The sequence below is a fragment of the Homoserinimonas sedimenticola genome (assembly GCF_026094475.1).
Lineage (GTDB): Bacteria > Actinomycetota > Actinomycetes > Actinomycetales > Microbacteriaceae > Homoserinimonas > Homoserinimonas sedimenticola.
Window position 1 is genome coordinate 805,041 of record NZ_JAPELL010000001.1, and the last position, 14,443, is coordinate 819,483.

General features: G+C 69.9%; 13 protein-coding genes. 3 read left to right on the top strand and 10 right to left on the bottom strand.

Annotated elements, in window-relative coordinates; genetic code table 11:
* Window positions 1–9 precede the first annotated feature (9 nt).
* The 8 genes from OH146_RS03775 to OH146_RS03810 all read right to left on the bottom strand — a co-directional run bounded on the left by OH146_RS03775 (window position 10) and on the right by OH146_RS03810 (window position 8,791).
* On the bottom strand, window positions 10–1,008 hold the full coding sequence (locus tag OH146_RS03775; protein ID WP_372508453.1) for an AAA family ATPase: 999 nt from the start codon (window positions 1,006–1,008) through the stop codon (window positions 10–12).
* A gap of 73 nt (window positions 1,009–1,081) precedes the next feature.
* Window positions 1,082–2,074 carry an iron-siderophore ABC transporter substrate-binding protein gene (locus tag OH146_RS03780; protein ID WP_265157525.1) on the bottom strand — a complete coding sequence of 331 codons (993 nt, stop codon included), beginning with the start codon at window positions 2,072–2,074 and terminating at the stop codon, window positions 1,082–1,084.
* Between the two features lie 46 nt (window positions 2,075–2,120).
* Window positions 2,121–2,939, bottom strand: coding sequence for an ABC transporter ATP-binding protein (locus tag OH146_RS03785; protein ID WP_265157527.1), 819 nt, complete (start codon window positions 2,937–2,939; stop codon window positions 2,121–2,123).
* The gene (locus OH146_RS03790) at window positions 2,936–3,985 is read right to left on the bottom strand and encodes a FecCD family ABC transporter permease (protein ID WP_265157529.1); all 1,050 of its coding nucleotides are present in this window, start codon (window positions 3,983–3,985) and stop codon (window positions 2,936–2,938) included. The genes OH146_RS03785 and OH146_RS03790 overlap by 4 nt, the downstream gene beginning before the upstream one ends.
* Window positions 3,982–5,064 carry a FecCD family ABC transporter permease gene (locus OH146_RS03795; RefSeq protein ID WP_265157531.1) on the bottom strand — a complete coding sequence of 361 codons (1,083 nt, stop codon included), beginning with the start codon at window positions 5,062–5,064 and terminating at the stop codon, window positions 3,982–3,984. The genes OH146_RS03790 and OH146_RS03795 overlap by 4 nt, the downstream gene beginning before the upstream one ends.
* A complete protein-coding gene (locus OH146_RS03800; protein ID WP_265157533.1) occupies window positions 5,065–6,030 on the bottom strand; it encodes a siderophore-interacting protein in 966 nt (321 codons plus the stop codon).
* A 51-nt stretch (window positions 6,031–6,081) separates the two neighbouring features.
* Window positions 6,082–6,585 (bottom strand): pantetheine-phosphate adenylyltransferase, encoded by a 504-nt coding sequence (gene coaD / locus OH146_RS03805; RefSeq protein ID WP_265157535.1) that lies wholly within the window; start codon window positions 6,583–6,585, stop codon window positions 6,082–6,084.
* Between the two features lie 46 nt (window positions 6,586–6,631).
* Entirely contained in the window at window positions 6,632–8,791 is a 2,160-nt protein-coding gene (locus OH146_RS03810) for an ATP-dependent DNA helicase RecG (RefSeq protein ID WP_265157537.1), read from the bottom strand.
* 52 nt (window positions 8,792–8,843) lie between these two features.
* Here OH146_RS03810 and rsmD point away from each other — a divergent pair, with 52 nt between their 5' ends.
* Both rsmD and OH146_RS03820 read left to right on the top strand, forming a co-directional pair.
* A complete protein-coding gene (gene rsmD / locus OH146_RS03815; protein WP_265157539.1) occupies window positions 8,844–9,398 on the top strand; it encodes a 16S rRNA (guanine(966)-N(2))-methyltransferase RsmD in 555 nt (184 codons plus the stop codon).
* A 126-nt stretch (window positions 9,399–9,524) separates the two neighbouring features.
* Window positions 9,525–11,783, top strand: a complete 2,259-nt coding sequence (locus OH146_RS03820) for a sialidase family protein (protein ID WP_265157541.1) — start codon at window positions 9,525–9,527, stop codon at window positions 11,781–11,783.
* A 4-nt stretch (window positions 11,784–11,787) separates the two neighbouring features.
* Here the strand turns inward: OH146_RS03820 and thiL are convergent, their stop codons facing one another.
* Window positions 11,788–12,762 carry a thiamine-phosphate kinase gene (gene thiL / locus OH146_RS03825; RefSeq protein ID WP_265157543.1) on the bottom strand — a complete coding sequence of 325 codons (975 nt, stop codon included), beginning with the start codon at window positions 12,760–12,762 and terminating at the stop codon, window positions 11,788–11,790.
* 24 nt (window positions 12,763–12,786) lie between these two features.
* Here thiL and OH146_RS03830 point away from each other — a divergent pair, with 24 nt between their 5' ends.
* Window positions 12,787–13,290, top strand: coding sequence for a DUF3515 domain-containing protein (locus OH146_RS03830; protein WP_265157545.1), 504 nt, complete (start codon window positions 12,787–12,789; stop codon window positions 13,288–13,290).
* A gap of 9 nt (window positions 13,291–13,299) precedes the next feature.
* On the opposite strand, the gene OH146_RS03835 is transcribed toward OH146_RS03830, so the two are convergent.
* Window positions 13,300–14,442 (bottom strand): D-alanine--D-alanine ligase family protein, encoded by a 1,143-nt coding sequence (locus OH146_RS03835; RefSeq protein WP_265157547.1) that lies wholly within the window; start codon window positions 14,440–14,442, stop codon window positions 13,300–13,302.
* Between the last annotated feature and the right edge of the window lies 1 nt (window position 14,443).

The window sequence follows — 14,443 nt, forward strand, 5'->3', positions numbered from 1 at the left end:
TCGTCGCCCCTAACGGTGAGCCTTCGCGGCGATCGGCACGGGGGTGGCCGCCACGATGCGCTGCACGATCGCCTCCGCGACCCCCGTCGCGGTCGACCCGACGACCTGACCGGCGGGGATGACTCGGTGCGCCAGCACGGGCACGGCGAGCGCGTCGAGGTCGTCGGGGAGCACGAAGTCCCTTCCCGCGAGTGCGGCGCGGGACTTGGCGGCCCGCACGAGCTGCAGGGTGGCGCGAGGGCTCGCCCCGAGCCGAAGTTCCGTGTCCATGCGAGTCGAGTGGGCGATCGCGACGGCGTAGCGTTCGACGGCGGGCGCGACGTACACGGCGCGGACGGTGGCGATCATCTCCAGGAGCTCGTCGATCGTGACGACGGGTGTCAGCCGGTCGAGCGGGCTCGACGACTCGCGCGTGCGAAGCATCGCCTGCTCGGCGGCCTCGTCGGGGTAGCCCATCGAGATCCGCGCCATGAAGCGGTCGCGCTGCGCCTCAGGCAGCGGGTAGGTGCCATCCATCTCGATGGGATTCTGCGTCGCCACGACCGCGAAGGGGGCGTGCAGAGGATGTGTCACACCGTCGACCGTGACCTGCCGCTCCTCCATGCTCTCGAGCAACGCCGACTGGGTCTTGGGGCTTGCGCGGTTGATCTCGTCGCCGATCACGATGTTGGCGAAGATGGGGCCGGGAGTGAACTCGAAGCGGCGCTCGCCCTGGTTGTACACCGACACCCCCGTGATATCGGAGGGCAGCAGGTCAGGAGTGAACTGGATGCGGCTGACCGAGCAGTCGACCGAGCGCGCGAGAGCGCGAGCCAGCATCGTCTTGCCGACACCCGGCACGTCCTCGATGAGCAGGTGCCCCTCGGCCAGGAGCGTCGCGAACGCGAGCTCGACGGCGGCGCGCTTGCCATCGATGACCGTCTCGATGCTCGACAGGACCGCTGCCCCAAGAGTCTCGAAGCGCTCGGCCGACATGGTCGTGGGCACCGGGGCGGCGTCGTTCAGCATTCAGAAATCACCTCTCGGGTGAGTCTTTCATCTCAACGGCACCGCACACCAGTGCCCACGTTCCGGTTGAACGTCAGTCGATCGCGGCGGCGGCCTCCGCGAGGATGCCGACGTACTCCTCGACCCCCCACGTCATGGAGAGCACGGTGGGCGGCGACACTGCGGCGATGAGGTCGGAACCGATCACGTTGGCGACACCGCCATTCGCCACGGCGGGGATGGACTGGGCGTAGGGCTGGGCGAGGAATGTCTCGGCCGCCTCCTCCGTGTCGCTGTAGTTCACGATGAGGTCGCTCTCGAGCAGGTCGAGCTGCTCGTAGCTCAGGGTGTAGTAGAAGGTCGACTCGCCGTTGGCCAGTTCGTCGACGGCGGGGGCGTTCTCCAGACCGAGCCCGAAGAGGAACTCGACGCGCGGGTCGGCCGCACGGTAGACGTAGAAGGTTCCCGCGACATCCCAGATGGCGGCGACCGTTTTGCCCTCGAGCTCGGGGTGCGCCTCTGCCTGCTCCACGAGGGTCTCCTCGACGTCGGCCACAATCGCCTCGGCTTCCTCCGCCATGCCGAGGGACTCGCCCACCATGGTGGCGACCTCGCGCCACGGCGTCGTCCACGCCTCGTCGGGGTAGGCGACCGTCGGCGCGATGTCGGAGAGCACCTCGTACTGCTCCTCCGTGATGCCGGAGTAGACGGCGAGGATCAGGTCGGGCTCGAGCTCGACGATCTCCTCATAGGCGGGCTCCTCCGTCGTGGCGGGGAACATGGTCGGCGTCTCGGCGCCGAGCTCCTCGAGCTCCTCGGCGATCCACGGCAGCACGCCGTCCTCGTTGGCCCCGTAGGTCTGGGCCTCCATTCCGACGGGTACGACGCCGAGGGCGAGCGCGGCATCCGCACTGCCCCAGCCGAGTGTCACAACGCGTTCGGGGTTCGACGGCAGCTCCGTCTCTCCGAAGGCGTGCGTGATGGTGGCCGCGCCGCCCTCCTCGTTTGGGGTGTCGCCGCCGTCGGTGGCGCATCCGCTCAGCGCGATGACAGCGGCTGCGACGAGCGCGATGGATTTCTTCTTCACGTGTTCTCCTGGTGTGTGGGTTGTGCGGGAATGTAAGGGACTGGGGTCAGGCGCGCGCCGGCGCGCCGTGGAAGCGCCCGATAGGCACGACCATGGGGGCGCCGCAGACGGGGTCGTCGACGACGCGGGCATCGAGCCCGAAAGCGGCGCTCACGATCTCGGGGGTGATGACCTCGCGCGGTCCGCCAGAGGCCACGATGCTGCCGCGCGACATCACGACGATGTGGTCGGCGTAGCGCGCCGCGAGATTGAGGTCGTGCAGCACCATGACAACGGTCGTGCCGCGCTCCCGGTTGAGGCCCATCAGCAGGTCGAGCACCTCAAGCTGGTGGGTGACGTCGAGGAAGGTCGTCGGTTCGTCGAGGAGCAGGATGTCGGGATCCTGGGCGAGGGCCATGGCGATCCAGGCGCGCTGCCGCTGGCCCCCCGAGAGCGCCTCGACCGGACGATCGGCGAGCTCCGTGCAGTCCGTCGCCGCGAGAGCCTCTGCCGTGACGCGGTCGTCCTCGCTCGTGTGCCGACCGAACCACCCCTGGTGTGGGTAGCGACCGCGTGCCACGAGGTCGGCGACCGTGATGCCCTCGGGCGCCGTCGGCGACTGCGGCAGGATGCCGACGATGCGCGCGAAGTCGCGGCCTGAGTAGGAGCGAATGTCGCGACCGTCGAGGGTCACACGACCGGAGCCGGGCGTGAGGATGCGGGCGAGGCCACGCAGGAGGGTCGATTTGCCGCAGGCGTTCGAGCCGACGATGACGGTGATCTCGCCCGCAGGGATTGCGATGTCGAGATCCTCGATCACGGACCTCGAGTCGTAGGCGAGGCTCAGCGCCTCCGCCTGAAGCGTGTGGCTCGGCTTGTGCGTCATGGTGTCTGCCTTCCGCGATCGGCAGTGGCCAGTAGCCACAGGAGGTAGGGGGCGCCGATGATGCCCGTGACGATGCCCGCGGGCACAGCCGCCCCCGGCAGCAGGTTCCCGCCCACGAGGTCCGCGACGAGCACGACGATCGCCCCGACGAGCGCGGAAGGGATGAGGGAGAGTCGACCGCCCCCCACGATCCTGCGGGCGATCGGCGCCGACACGAAGGCCACGAATGCCACGGGGCCCGCGTAGGCTGTCGCGACCGCCGTGAGCGCGACGGCGACGACGAGGATCGTGAGTCGCGTGCGCTCGACCCTGATGCCGAGACTGGCCGCCGTGTCATCGCCCAGCTGCAGCATCCGTAGGCGCGGGGCCACGACGGCTGTGAGAGTGAACAGCGCCGCGAGGGCGAGAGCGACCACGAGGTTGTCCTCCCACTCCGCTCCCCCGAGGCCGCCGACGATCCAGACGAGAGCCTGGCTCGCTTCGCGTACGTCGCCGCGCGTCGTGAGGTAGCCGATCGCGGCCTGGGCGACGAACGCGAAGCCGACGCCGATCAGCACGAAGCGGTAGCCGGAGATGCCCCCGCGTGCTGACAGGAGGGCGATTGCCGCCGCGACCACGATCGCGCCGGCGAAGGACAGGAGGGAGAGGATGGCACCGCTCACGCCGAGGATGAGGATTCCGAACGCCGACGCGACGCTCGCTCCGCCGCTGATGCCGATGATGTCGGGGCTCGCGAGGGGGTTGCGGAGGAGGGTCTGGAAGAGCGCACCCGCGATTCCGAACGCCGCGCCCACGAGCAGCCCGAGCACGATCGAGGGGAGACGGAGCCTGAACAGCACGAACGCCTCACGCGCCTCCCCCTGCCCAAGGAGGGTGAGGATGAGCCGATCGGGGCTCAGGGGATACGCACCGGTCGCGACCGCCGTCGTCACGACCGCGGCCAGCAGGAGCGACAGCACGACCGTGGTGACGACTGCGCGCCGAGCGATCCCCGCGCGGACCTGACCGACCGGGGCCTGCTGCCGTGCCGAGGTTGCCGTACTCACAGCGACCCCAGCCTGACTCGTCGCACGAGGGCGATCATGACGGGCGCGCCGACGGCGGCGACGACGAGTCCCACCTCGAGCTCGCTCGGGGCGACGACCAGGCGGCCGAGCACATCCGCCAGCAGCACCAGCACGGGGCCGAGCACGAGCGAGAACGCGAAGATCCAGCGGTAGTCGGGCCCCGTGATGGCGCGCGCGATGTGCGGGATGACGAGACCGACGAAGACGATCGGCCCGGCGATCGCGGTCGCGGTGCCGCAGAGGAGCACGACCGAGACTCCGGCGAGAGCTCGCGTAAGGGCAGCATTGTGCCCGAGGCCCCGAGCCACATCGTCGCCGAAGGCGAGAAGGTTGAGGTCTCGCGTGAGCAGGAGGGCGAGCAGCGCGCCCACCGCGATGAAGGGCCACAGCACCGTGAGGATGTCGACGCCGCGCCCCGCGAGGGACCCCACCTGCCAGAAGCGGTAAGCGCTGAGGGTCTCGATGTCGGTGATGAGCAGGAGGGTCACGACGGATGTCGCGGCCGCCGTGATCGCCGTCCCCGCGATCGCGAGCTTGACCGGCGTCGCCCCGTCTCGGCCGAGTGCACCGATCCCGTAGACGAGCGCCGCCGCCGCGGCCGCCCCCGCGAAGGCGAACCAGATGAAGCCGAGGGGAGCGGTCACGCCGAAGACCGCGATCGCAATCACAACGAGCAGGGAGGCGCCCGCGTTGACACCGAGGATGCCCGGGTCGGCGAGCGGATTGCGCGTCACACCCTGCATGAGGGTGCCCGCGAGCCCCAGCGCGAGCCCCACCGCGATGCCGATCAGGGTGCGCGGCACCCTCAGGTCCCGCACGATCACCTGGAGGGGATCCCCTGGGGCGGTCGTGAAGAGGGCCGCCAGGACGTCGGGGAGCGGGATCGCGCGCGTGCCGAGGGCCAGGCTCAGCACGACCGCCACCACGAGAAGCACGACGGATGCCGCGAGCCCCCACGCGCGGATGCGACGACGCCGACCATCCGCACGCGGCGCGGGCGCAGCATCCGTCACGGCGCCCGGCTCGGTGGCCTTCGCGCCCGCTGTCGCCACGGTCACCTACTGCAGCTCGGACTTGCCGCGACGCCAGTAGCCCATGAAGGCGATGCGCTTGCGGTCGATCCCCGTCTCGGTCACGAGGAACCGGCGGAGTGACTTGATGACGGATGACTCGCCCGCGAGCCAACCGTAGAAACCCACCTCAGCGCGCTCGGGCGACTCCCACAGCAGCTCGGAGTCGACATCCACATCGGTGATGGTCTGGGCGCGGGCAGCGCGAGCCGCCGTGACGATCGGCTCGTTCTGCGCGACCCACTCGCGGACGGCCGCGTCGAGCAGGCTGCCGTGCTCAGCGCCGTTACGGCCGAGCCACGTGACCTCGACGCCCTCGTGGGCTGCGACGGGCAGGGCATCCGCTGCCCCGGGCACCTCGATGAAGGCGCGCGCAGAGACGCCGAGCGGAAGGGATTCAAGGATGCTGCAGATCGCCGGTGCCGCCGTCTCGTCGCCGATGAGGAGCAGCTCGTTGGCGTCGCCCGGATGCCAGTCGATGCCGACCGCGGAGTCGATGCTGCGGGCGTTGGGGCCGACGACGATCAGCGGGTCGCCCACCTTCGCGCCCATGAGCCAGCGGGACGCGGGCCCGCCGCCGTCGGTGTGGAACACCATGTCGACGTCGATCTCGCCCTCCCGGGGCCGCGCGGCGCGAATCGTGTAGGTGCGGAAGGGGCTGCGAAGCTCGTCGGGGAGCTCGCGCCACCGCGCATACCAGGTGCCTGCCGCGATGACGTCCGGGTCATCCGCCCCGACATCGCACAGTTCGCCACGCCGCGGACCCTCCTCCAGCGGGAAGACGAGCTTGATGCGCTGGTCGAGGCCGTCGACGCCGAAATCGGCGAGGCTTTCGCCCGCGAAGGTGACCCGCACGAAGTGGGGGCTCAGCCGACGCAGCGCACCCACCGTGACAAGGTAGGGGCGGTAGGCCGGGCGGGCATCCTTCTCGACCGCGACATCCAAGGTAAGCATTGCCTAAGTATGGCATGCCTAACCTTTGAATGCGACCCCCATCGTCGGCAGCTACGAGTCCATCGTCGGCGACTCGGGCGACTGCAGGAAGTCAGCGACCGCACGCGGCACATAGGGTGCGACATCCCCGCCGAGCGACGCGACCTGCCGCACGAGCGAGCTCGAGACATGCGCATGCGCCGGGTCGGGCAGCAGGAACACCGTCTCCACGCCCGCCAGGTTGCGGTTGACGATCGCCATGGGCGTCTCATAGGAGACGTCCACGCCCGAACGCACGCCCTTCACGAGCACGCTCGCGCCGACATCCGTGCAGTAGTCGACCAGAAGGCCCACCATCCAGGAGGTGACGCGGATGTTGCCGGGCAGCCGAGCATCCTGAATCGAACGCTCCAGCAGGTTGATGCGCTGCGCCACCGGCAGAAGGGCCGTCTTGTCGGGATTGTGCACGACGAGCACGTGAATCTCGTCGAAGAGCCCAGCGGCGCGCTCGATGACATCGAGGTGGCCCCGCGTGACGGGGTCGAACGATCCGGGTACGACGGCGATCCTAGGCATGTCCCCCACCCTATCGAGCCACCCCCGGCGGAGGCCCAGCTGTGACTCAGCCCTGCGCGAGAAACTCCCGGGCACTCTCGTCGAGCCGACGCGCCAACGCCTCCTTCAGCGCAGGATGCCCGGCCAGGGTGGGATCGTCGGCGAGGGTCTGCTCGGCGACCGCCCGGGCCTCCGTGATGAGGCCGGCATCCTTCGCGACCCGCAGCAGGCGCAGACTCGACCGGCCGCCGGATTGCACGCTGCCGAGCACGTCGCCCTCCTGCCGCAGTTCGAGGTCCTTCTCGGCGAGCGCGAAGCCATCGAGAGTCGCCGCGACCGCCTCGACGCGCTCGCGGGCAAGCGACTCGCTCTCCGCCCGAGTCACCATGAGACACAGCCCGGGAAGCCCGCCTCGGCCGACGCGGCCTCTCAGCTGGTGCAGCTGGGAGACGCCGAAACGGTCGGCGTCGAGGATCACCATGGTCGAAGCATTCGGCACATCGACGCCCACCTCGATCACAGTCGTCGCAACGAGCACATCGATGTCGCCCGCCGCGAAGGCTCGCATGATGGCGTCCTTCTCCTCCCCCTGCATGCGCCCGTGGAGCGCCTCGATTCGCGCGTCGGCGAGGGCGGGGTTGGCTCGAAGCTCCTCAAGCACACCGACAACGCTCGCGGGCTTCACGCCCGGCGTCTCCTCCGGGGCAGGCGCGTCGCTCTCCTCCTCGCTGCCCGCGTCGATCGCGGGGCACACGACGAAGGCCTGCCTGCCCTGCTGCAACTCCTCCCCGACCCGTTGCCATACCCGCGGCATCCACCCGGGCCTGTCGGCGAGGGGCACGACGTGCGACTCGATCGGCTGTCGTCCGGAGGGGAGCTGCGCGATCGTCGACACGTCGAGGTCGCCGAAGACCGTCATCGCGACCGTGCGGGGGATCGGGGTCGCCGTCAGCACGAGCACGTGCGGCGGCACAGAGCCTTTGCGCCGCAGGGCCTCCCGCTGGGCGACGCCGAATCGGTGCTGCTCGTCGACCACGACAAGCCCCAGGTCAAAGAACTCGACCGAGCCGCTCATGAGTGCGTGAGTGCCGACGATGATGTGGGCGCTGCCCGACACGGCGGCGAGGGTCGCCCGGCGCCGATCGGCCGTGGGCATCTGGCCCGTGATGAGGGTCGGCCGCAGGCGCGCGGCGAGGTCGGGACCGAGCGCCGCCACGATCGACCGCAGGTGCTGCGCCGCGAGAACCTCGGTGGGGGCGAGCAGCGCCGACTGGCCGCCCGACTCCGCGACCGCGAGCATCGCCCGCAGCGCCACGAGCGTCTTGCCCGACCCCACCTCGCCCTGCACGAGGCGATTCATGGGAACCTCCTGCCCGATATCGTTCGCGATCGCCTCGCCCACGGCAATCTGGTCGTCGGTGCGCGAGAACGGCAGGGCGGCGTCGAAACGCTCGAGGAACCCGCCCGGCTGCGGATGCCGCGGAGTCGCGCGCCTCGCCCGCAGGGCCGCGCGCTGCTCCAGCAGGGCCGCCTGCAGCACGAAGGCCTCCTGGAAGCGCAGGGACTTGCGCGCTGCGCGCCACTCGATGTCCTTCGTGGGACGGTGGATCAACTCGAGCGCCCGACGGTGGTCCATGAGGGTGCGCTCCTTGCGGACGCTCGCAGGCACGGGGTCGGGCAGGGGCGGAAGAGTGTCGAGCACCACGCCGACAGCTTTCGCGATCTGCCATGAGGGAACCGTCGCGGTTGCCGGGTAGATCGGCACCGGCTGCTGCGCCCACCTCTCGTAGGCGCCAGAGTCGGAGCCCGAGGCATCCGTGTCGAAGAGTTCGTAGTCGGGGTGCGCCAGCTGAAGACTGCCGCGATAGTCCCCCACCTTGCCCGCGAAGATGCCCCTGACCCCCGGGCGCAGGTCTTTGGCGCGCCAGGACTGGTTGAAGAAGGTGAGCGAGAGGACGCCCTTGCCATCACTGATGCGCACCTCGAGGATCGACCCGCGCCGGTTTCGCATGGGACGGTCGCGCACCTCCACGACCTCGGCGACGATCGTGACGTTCTCGTCAACGGGAAGCGCACCCAGCTCCGTCAGTTCGCCCCGCAGAGCGTAGCGGCGCGGATAGTGGCTGAGCAGGTCGCCGACCGTCTCGAGACCCAGGTTTCGGGAGAACGACTGCGCCGTGCGACCGCCCAGCGCGGAGGAGAGCTTGGCATCGAGCGGCGAATCCACGCAACGAGCGTACCGGCGACCCCCGATATGCCCGGGAAGCTACGCTCGAAGGATGACGCGCATCATCGCCGGGTTCGCCGGATCGCTCGCCATCGCGGTGCCTCCCAAGGGCACCCGGCCCACGAGCGACCGGGTGCGGGAGGCGATCTTCTCCGCGCTCGAAGCCCGGGACGCCATCGCCGGCGCGACCGTGTTCGATCTCTACGCGGGATCAGGCGCGCTGGGGCTCGAGGCGGCGAGTCGCGGCGCCGCAAGCGTGACGCTTGTCGAGAGGAATGCCGCGGCATCCGCCATCTGCCGCCGCAACGCCCAGCTGATCTCGTCGCGCGCTCCCCGGGGCGTGCGCATCACTGTCGCGCCGGTCTCGGTGCAGAGCTTCCTCACCAGCGGGCCCCCTCCCGCCGACCTCGTCTTCATGGACCCGCCCTACGACCTCGGCGATGACGCCCTCTCGGCCGATCTCGCCGCGCTGCCGCTCGCGCCCGGGGCGATCGTGCTCGTGGAGCGCTCGTCCCGCTCGGCAGAGCCGACCTGGCCCGTCGGCCTCGAACTCGACCGCAGCAAGCGGCATGGCGACACCACCCTGTGGTGGGCGTCGGCGGAATAGCTGCTGCAAACACTCCTCCACAGCGCCCAGATCTTGGCGTTGTGCACAGAGTGCCTGCGCTGTCGCGTGACCGCTGTCGTCGCTCAGTAGCGTTCCCGTGCCCTCGAGGCGCGAAAGGAACCACTGATGATGCCACGCCGCATGACCACCGCCGCCAGCGCGGCACTGCTTGCACTCGTGCTCGGGGGATGCTCCTTCCCCGCATTCGCCGAGCGCCCCCTCGTCGAAGTCGGGACGGAACGGATCGATGTTCCCGAGTCAATGCTTCCGAGCGAAGACTCGATCTCGGTGGGCGCGATCCTTCCCGCCACCGACGGGGCGCCCTGGGCCTTCGGCGGAGCTCGCGCTCCCGTCGGCGGTACGGCCGAACCGACCGTGTGGACGAGTTCCGACGGGCGCACGTGGACCGATGCCGTGGTCGACGACGTCGACGGCTCCTTCTCGGGAACGCTCGCCGGTAGCGCAGAGATCACGGCGCTCGCGGGCGAGGTGTGGAAGGACGGCCGCTACACCCCTGCTCTCTGGACTTCGCACGACCGGATGACCTGGACGCCGGTCGCCGTGCCGGGAAGCTTCGCCGCGTCGGGCCAGATCGATCTCGTCACCGTGGTCGGCTCAGAGGTACATCTGATCTCGACCGACAACGAGGGGGCGGCGACGGGAGTCACGATCGCCGATGGGGAGCCCCGTGAGCTGAGCCTTCCCGCGGTTGAGGGAGAGGACCTCCTCAACGTCGGCGGACTCGCTGGCAACGGCGAGGGCACTCTACTGCTCACGACCGCACCCTCTCCTCGCGGCGTGAGCGCCGCGACGGTCACCTACCTGTCGGACGACGGCGGTGCGACGTGGAAGCGCGGCGGAGAGATCGGCGACGAGGCAAGTTGGGTTGCCGCGGTAGCCCCTGTGCGCGACGGCTTCGTCGCAACGGGATCCGTCGCCGACGCAGCGGGCACCGCTCAGGCCAGGGCATGGTTCTCCCACGATGGCGAATCCTGGCGCGAGGAGGCCCTTCCCTTCGGCAACTACGAGGGCTGGCAGCCGACGGCGGCAGGAACATGGCTCGGCGTTCCCAGCACGTCGGACGGGGGACTTGTCGTCATGCTTGCGGCCGATAACGCGCTGAAGGCCGCGATCCTGCATCGCGATGCGGAGGGCGCGTGGCAGAACGTGACACTCACCGCGGCCACCCCCGGGAACGGTGTCGGCGGCTATGCCGCCATGTCGGGTGAGCAGATTGTCGGCCTCACCAGTGGAAGCGGAGAGATCCGCCTCGGTCGGGTTGTCGACGGGTCGTGGCATCGGACGATGACGCTATCGAAGCGCGAGGACATCCTTCGGATCACAGATGTTCACACCACGAAGGAGGGAGCCGGTCTCACGCTTTCGCGCCCCGCCTTCACCTACTCACCGCTCGGATGGTGGCGCTCCTTCTCGGAGATCAGTGGCGGGATGCTCCGTGGCGGAGAGATCGTGGAGGCCCGTCTCGTGCCAAGCCGACTCGAATCTCTCACCTCCACCGAGCACCTCCGAGTGCCCGAGGGCGAACTCGTGCTGGGGACCGAATTCACGGCGACCGGCGAGGTGCTCGTACACGGTTACTTCCGCGCGACGGAGAGCGAAAAGCACCAGGCCGTCACGGGCTTCCCCACCGCCGGGGTACTCTCTCCCGACGCTCTCCACTATTTTGACGGCGAGTGGATCGCCGTTATGGAGAGGCGAGCATCGGCGGCGGTCGGTACGCCGACCTACACAGAAGTGTGGTCGTCGACCGACGGCATCACGTGGAGCAAGAAGACGGATGCCGCGGGTGACGGCGCGAACACCGACGGAACCAGCACGGGCTACTCGGCATCATGCGTGCTCCCTGACGGTTCGCTCCTGCTCGTCGGGCATAAACGTGATGCGGCGGACCGCTACTTCCCCACTGCCTGGAGATTCGACGACGAATGGCTGGAGGTCGATCTGGGCGATGCGGCGGCGCGCGAGGGCTACGCCACGAGCTGCGCCTCTCGAGACGACGGCATCGTCCTCTCCCTCGCCACGCAGGGTCACCGAACACTCATGCACAGTGTCGACGGCACGAATTGGGCCGCCGTGTTCGACGCGGAGCCCTGGATGGTGTTCGCTGACCCCATCGCCGTCGACGGGGGCTACGCGTCGGCCGGCATATGGCGAGATGGCGCGCACGAGGTCGGTGCGGTGTGGCTCTCCGCGGACGGCACGGAATGGACCCCGGTCGCGATCCCGGCGCCCCGCCCGTTCGGCGTCACGCGGATCGACGCCGTCGGGGACGACCTACTCGTGTCGCGCTCCGCAGACTCCGGGGCGCCAGTCCTCATGATCCGGAACATCGCAGATGCGATTCAGGAGCACGCGACTCGATGAGGACTCAGCCGAGACCGCCCGCCCAGCCCTCGTAAGGGTCCCAACCCTCAACATCGTGCGGCGCGCCATCCAGCAGCACCTCGGAGCCGGCAGGCTCGACCACGGTTCCCACCCGGCGAAAGCCGCCGGGGAGCGGTGCCCCCGGAGGGAAGGTTGCGAAGAGCGAATGATCCTCCCCACCCGCGAGAGCAAGAGCGACGTCCTCCCCGAGCGTCGCCGAATCGAAGTCGATGCTCACCCCGCTCGCCTGCGCAACACGCGCCGCATCCCGGGCGAGACCGTCGCTCAGGTCGAGCATCGCCGTAGCCCCCGCGGCAGCCGCGAGTGCGCCATCCGCAATTGGCGGGGACGGCCGGCGCTGGGCGAGCGTGCGGTCAGCGACAGCGGATGCCCGTGCCGCATCCGGCTCGCCAGCCTCGTCCACGCCCTCGCTGAAGAGCAAGCGCAGCCCTGCCGCCGCCGCACCGAGCGCCCCCGACACGGCCACGACATCGCCCGGCCGCGCCCCGGAGCGGGTGACAAGCGGCCGTCCCTCCAGGTCGCCGAACGCCGTCACGGCGAAGGTCATGGTCGGCGACACGGAGAGATCGCCGCCCACAACGCCGCAGCCGGGCGCGAGCGCCTCGCAGGCGTCGCGGAGACCATCGGCGATCTCCTCGAGGGCGGTCACCGGCGTGTCAGATGGGAGGGCGAGCGCCACGACGAGGGCGGTCGGCGTGGCACCCATCGCCGCGACATCCGACAGGTTTGTCGCCGCCGCCTTCCAGCCGAGGTCGTACGGGCTCGACCAGGCGAGCCTGAAGTCGGGGCCGTGGATCATCATGTCCGTCGTGACGACGAAACGGCCGTCCGACGCTGCGAGCACGGCGGCGTCATCGCCCGGCCCCAGCAGGGTCGCCCGCGACTCCGGCAGGCGCGGAAAGATGCGGCGGAGGGCGCCGGCCTCCCCGGCGGACGAGAGGGTCTCGGCGTCGCACATGATTCACACGGTAGCCTGACAGCGATGTTCTCGAAGACCCGAACGGCCCGCGTTCTCGCCGCCGCCGGCACGATCGCCGCCCTGAGCGGGTGCTCCCCCGTCGTTCCCATGACAGCCGCCCCGGATGCAACGTCAGTCGAGTGCGCCGACGTGACGGTGCGACTGCCCGACGCCATCGACGAACTCGAGCGCAGGGAGACCGACGCACAGTCGACAGCGGCGTGGGGCTCACCCGCCGCCGTATTCTTCCACTGCGGCGTCGAGGTCCCCGGCCCGTCCGCCCTTCCGTGCTTCTCGGTGCGCGGCATCGACTGGCTGCGCGACGACGCGGATGCCCCCACCTTCGTCTTCACGACCTACGGGCGCGACCCTGCCGTGCGTGTCGTGGTCGACAGCACCGTCTCGTCGGGCACCTCGGCTCTCGTCGCCATGGCCAACGCGGTCGGTACGGTGCCCGCCGAGCGCGAATGCACCGCCGCGGAGGACGTGCTCGGCGTGCCCGAGGTCAGCGGCGACGGCGCAGAGTAGGCCTCTCCCCTACCCGCGTGGGCCGTCGAGGCCCACGAGCTTGCCCGCGATGCCGCCGGCGGCGCGCAGTGCGGCGCCCGAGCCGAAGCCTCCTGCGGGGAGCGTGAAGGGCTTGTCGCGGGCCTCGACGAGGGCATCGCGCAGCACCTCCGCGGCGGGCCGCTGCGGCGCCCAGAGGTAGAGCGACATGGCCCCGGGGATCGAGTTGACCTCGTTGACATAGAGCTCGCCGCTGGCCTCATCAAGCAGCAGGTCGACGCGCACGATGCCGGTCAGGCCGGTCGCGTCGGCGACACGGCGCGCAAGCTCGGCGGCACGGTCGGCGACCGTCTCGGGGACGTCGGCCGGGAATTCGCGCGGGGCGCTCGTGAGCCCGGCATCCGCTCCCGCCTCGCCCGCGAGGTACTTCTCGGCGTAGGAGTAGAGCCCCGACTCGCTGTTGCCGCGCAGCGGCTTCTCCAACTGCGTGACCTCAAGCGTGGGAGCCGTGCGGAAGCTGATGTTCAGGTCGACGAGTTCCGGACGATAGGGCTCAAGCACGGCGCCGGCCCGCAGGTGCGTGCTCGCCTTGCCGATCGCCCGCGCCGCGGCGATGTCGTCGACGATCTCGATGCCGATCGAGGAGCCGCCGAAGCGAGGCTTGACGATGTACGGCCCCCCGAAGCTCGGCTCGCTCAGCTGCGAGAGCGGTTCGCGCGGGAGCGAGGGGATGCCCGCGGTCGCCATGAGCCCGCCGAAGGCGAGCTTGTCCATGCCGACCGCCCCGGCGAAGAGGCTCGACCCGGTTGCGGGGATGCCCAGCAGACTGAAGAGCGCCGCGGCCCCGCCGCCCTCGCCGACACCGCCGTGGAGGCACAGCAGCGCCGCTTCAGGGCTGAGCTCGTCCTCCCCGAAGCGCTTCTTGATGAAGAGGCCCGCGTTCTCACCGAGCCGCACATCGATGGCCTTGGAACCCTTCGGCACGCCCTCGAGGTAGTCCTTCGCCTCGGTCTTGTTCGGCACGAGGAAGAATCCGCCGGCGGGTGCCCAATAGAGGGGCAACACGGTGTCGCCCGCGTCGAGAAGTACGCGCTCCGACTGGAGGCCCGTGAGGATCGAGATCTCGTGCTCGGGAGAGGGACCTCCGAAGACGACCGCCCAGATGTTGCTCATG

What these genes read in the sequence shown, in the direction of transcription:
- OH146_RS03775 (WP_372508453.1), bottom strand. Translation starts at nt 1,008, where the DNA reads ATGCTGAACGACGCCGCCCCGGTGCCCACGACCATGTCGGCCGAGCGC.
- OH146_RS03785 (WP_265157527.1), bottom strand. Translation starts at nt 2,939, where the DNA reads ATGACGCACAAGCCGAGCCACACGCTTCAGGCGGAGGCGCTGAGCCTC.
- OH146_RS03800 (WP_265157533.1), bottom strand. Translation starts at nt 6,030, where the DNA reads ATGCTTACCTTGGATGTCGCGGTCGAGAAGGATGCCCGCCCGGCCTAC.
- coaD (WP_265157535.1), bottom strand. Translation starts at nt 6,585, where the DNA reads ATGCCTAGGATCGCCGTCGTACCCGGATCGTTCGACCCCGTCACGCGG.
- rsmD (WP_265157539.1), top strand. Translation starts at nt 8,844, where the DNA reads ATGACGCGCATCATCGCCGGGTTCGCCGGATCGCTCGCCATCGCGGTG.
- OH146_RS03820 (WP_265157541.1), top strand. Translation starts at nt 9,525, where the DNA reads ATGATGCCACGCCGCATGACCACCGCCGCCAGCGCGGCACTGCTTGCA.
- thiL (WP_265157543.1), bottom strand. Translation starts at nt 12,762, where the DNA reads ATGTGCGACGCCGAGACCCTCTCGTCCGCCGGGGAGGCCGGCGCCCTC.
- OH146_RS03830 (WP_265157545.1), top strand. Translation starts at nt 12,787, where the DNA reads ATGTTCTCGAAGACCCGAACGGCCCGCGTTCTCGCCGCCGCCGGCACG.
- OH146_RS03835 (WP_265157547.1), bottom strand. Translation starts at nt 14,442, where the DNA reads ATGAGCAACATCTGGGCGGTCGTCTTCGGAGGTCCCTCTCCCGAGCAC.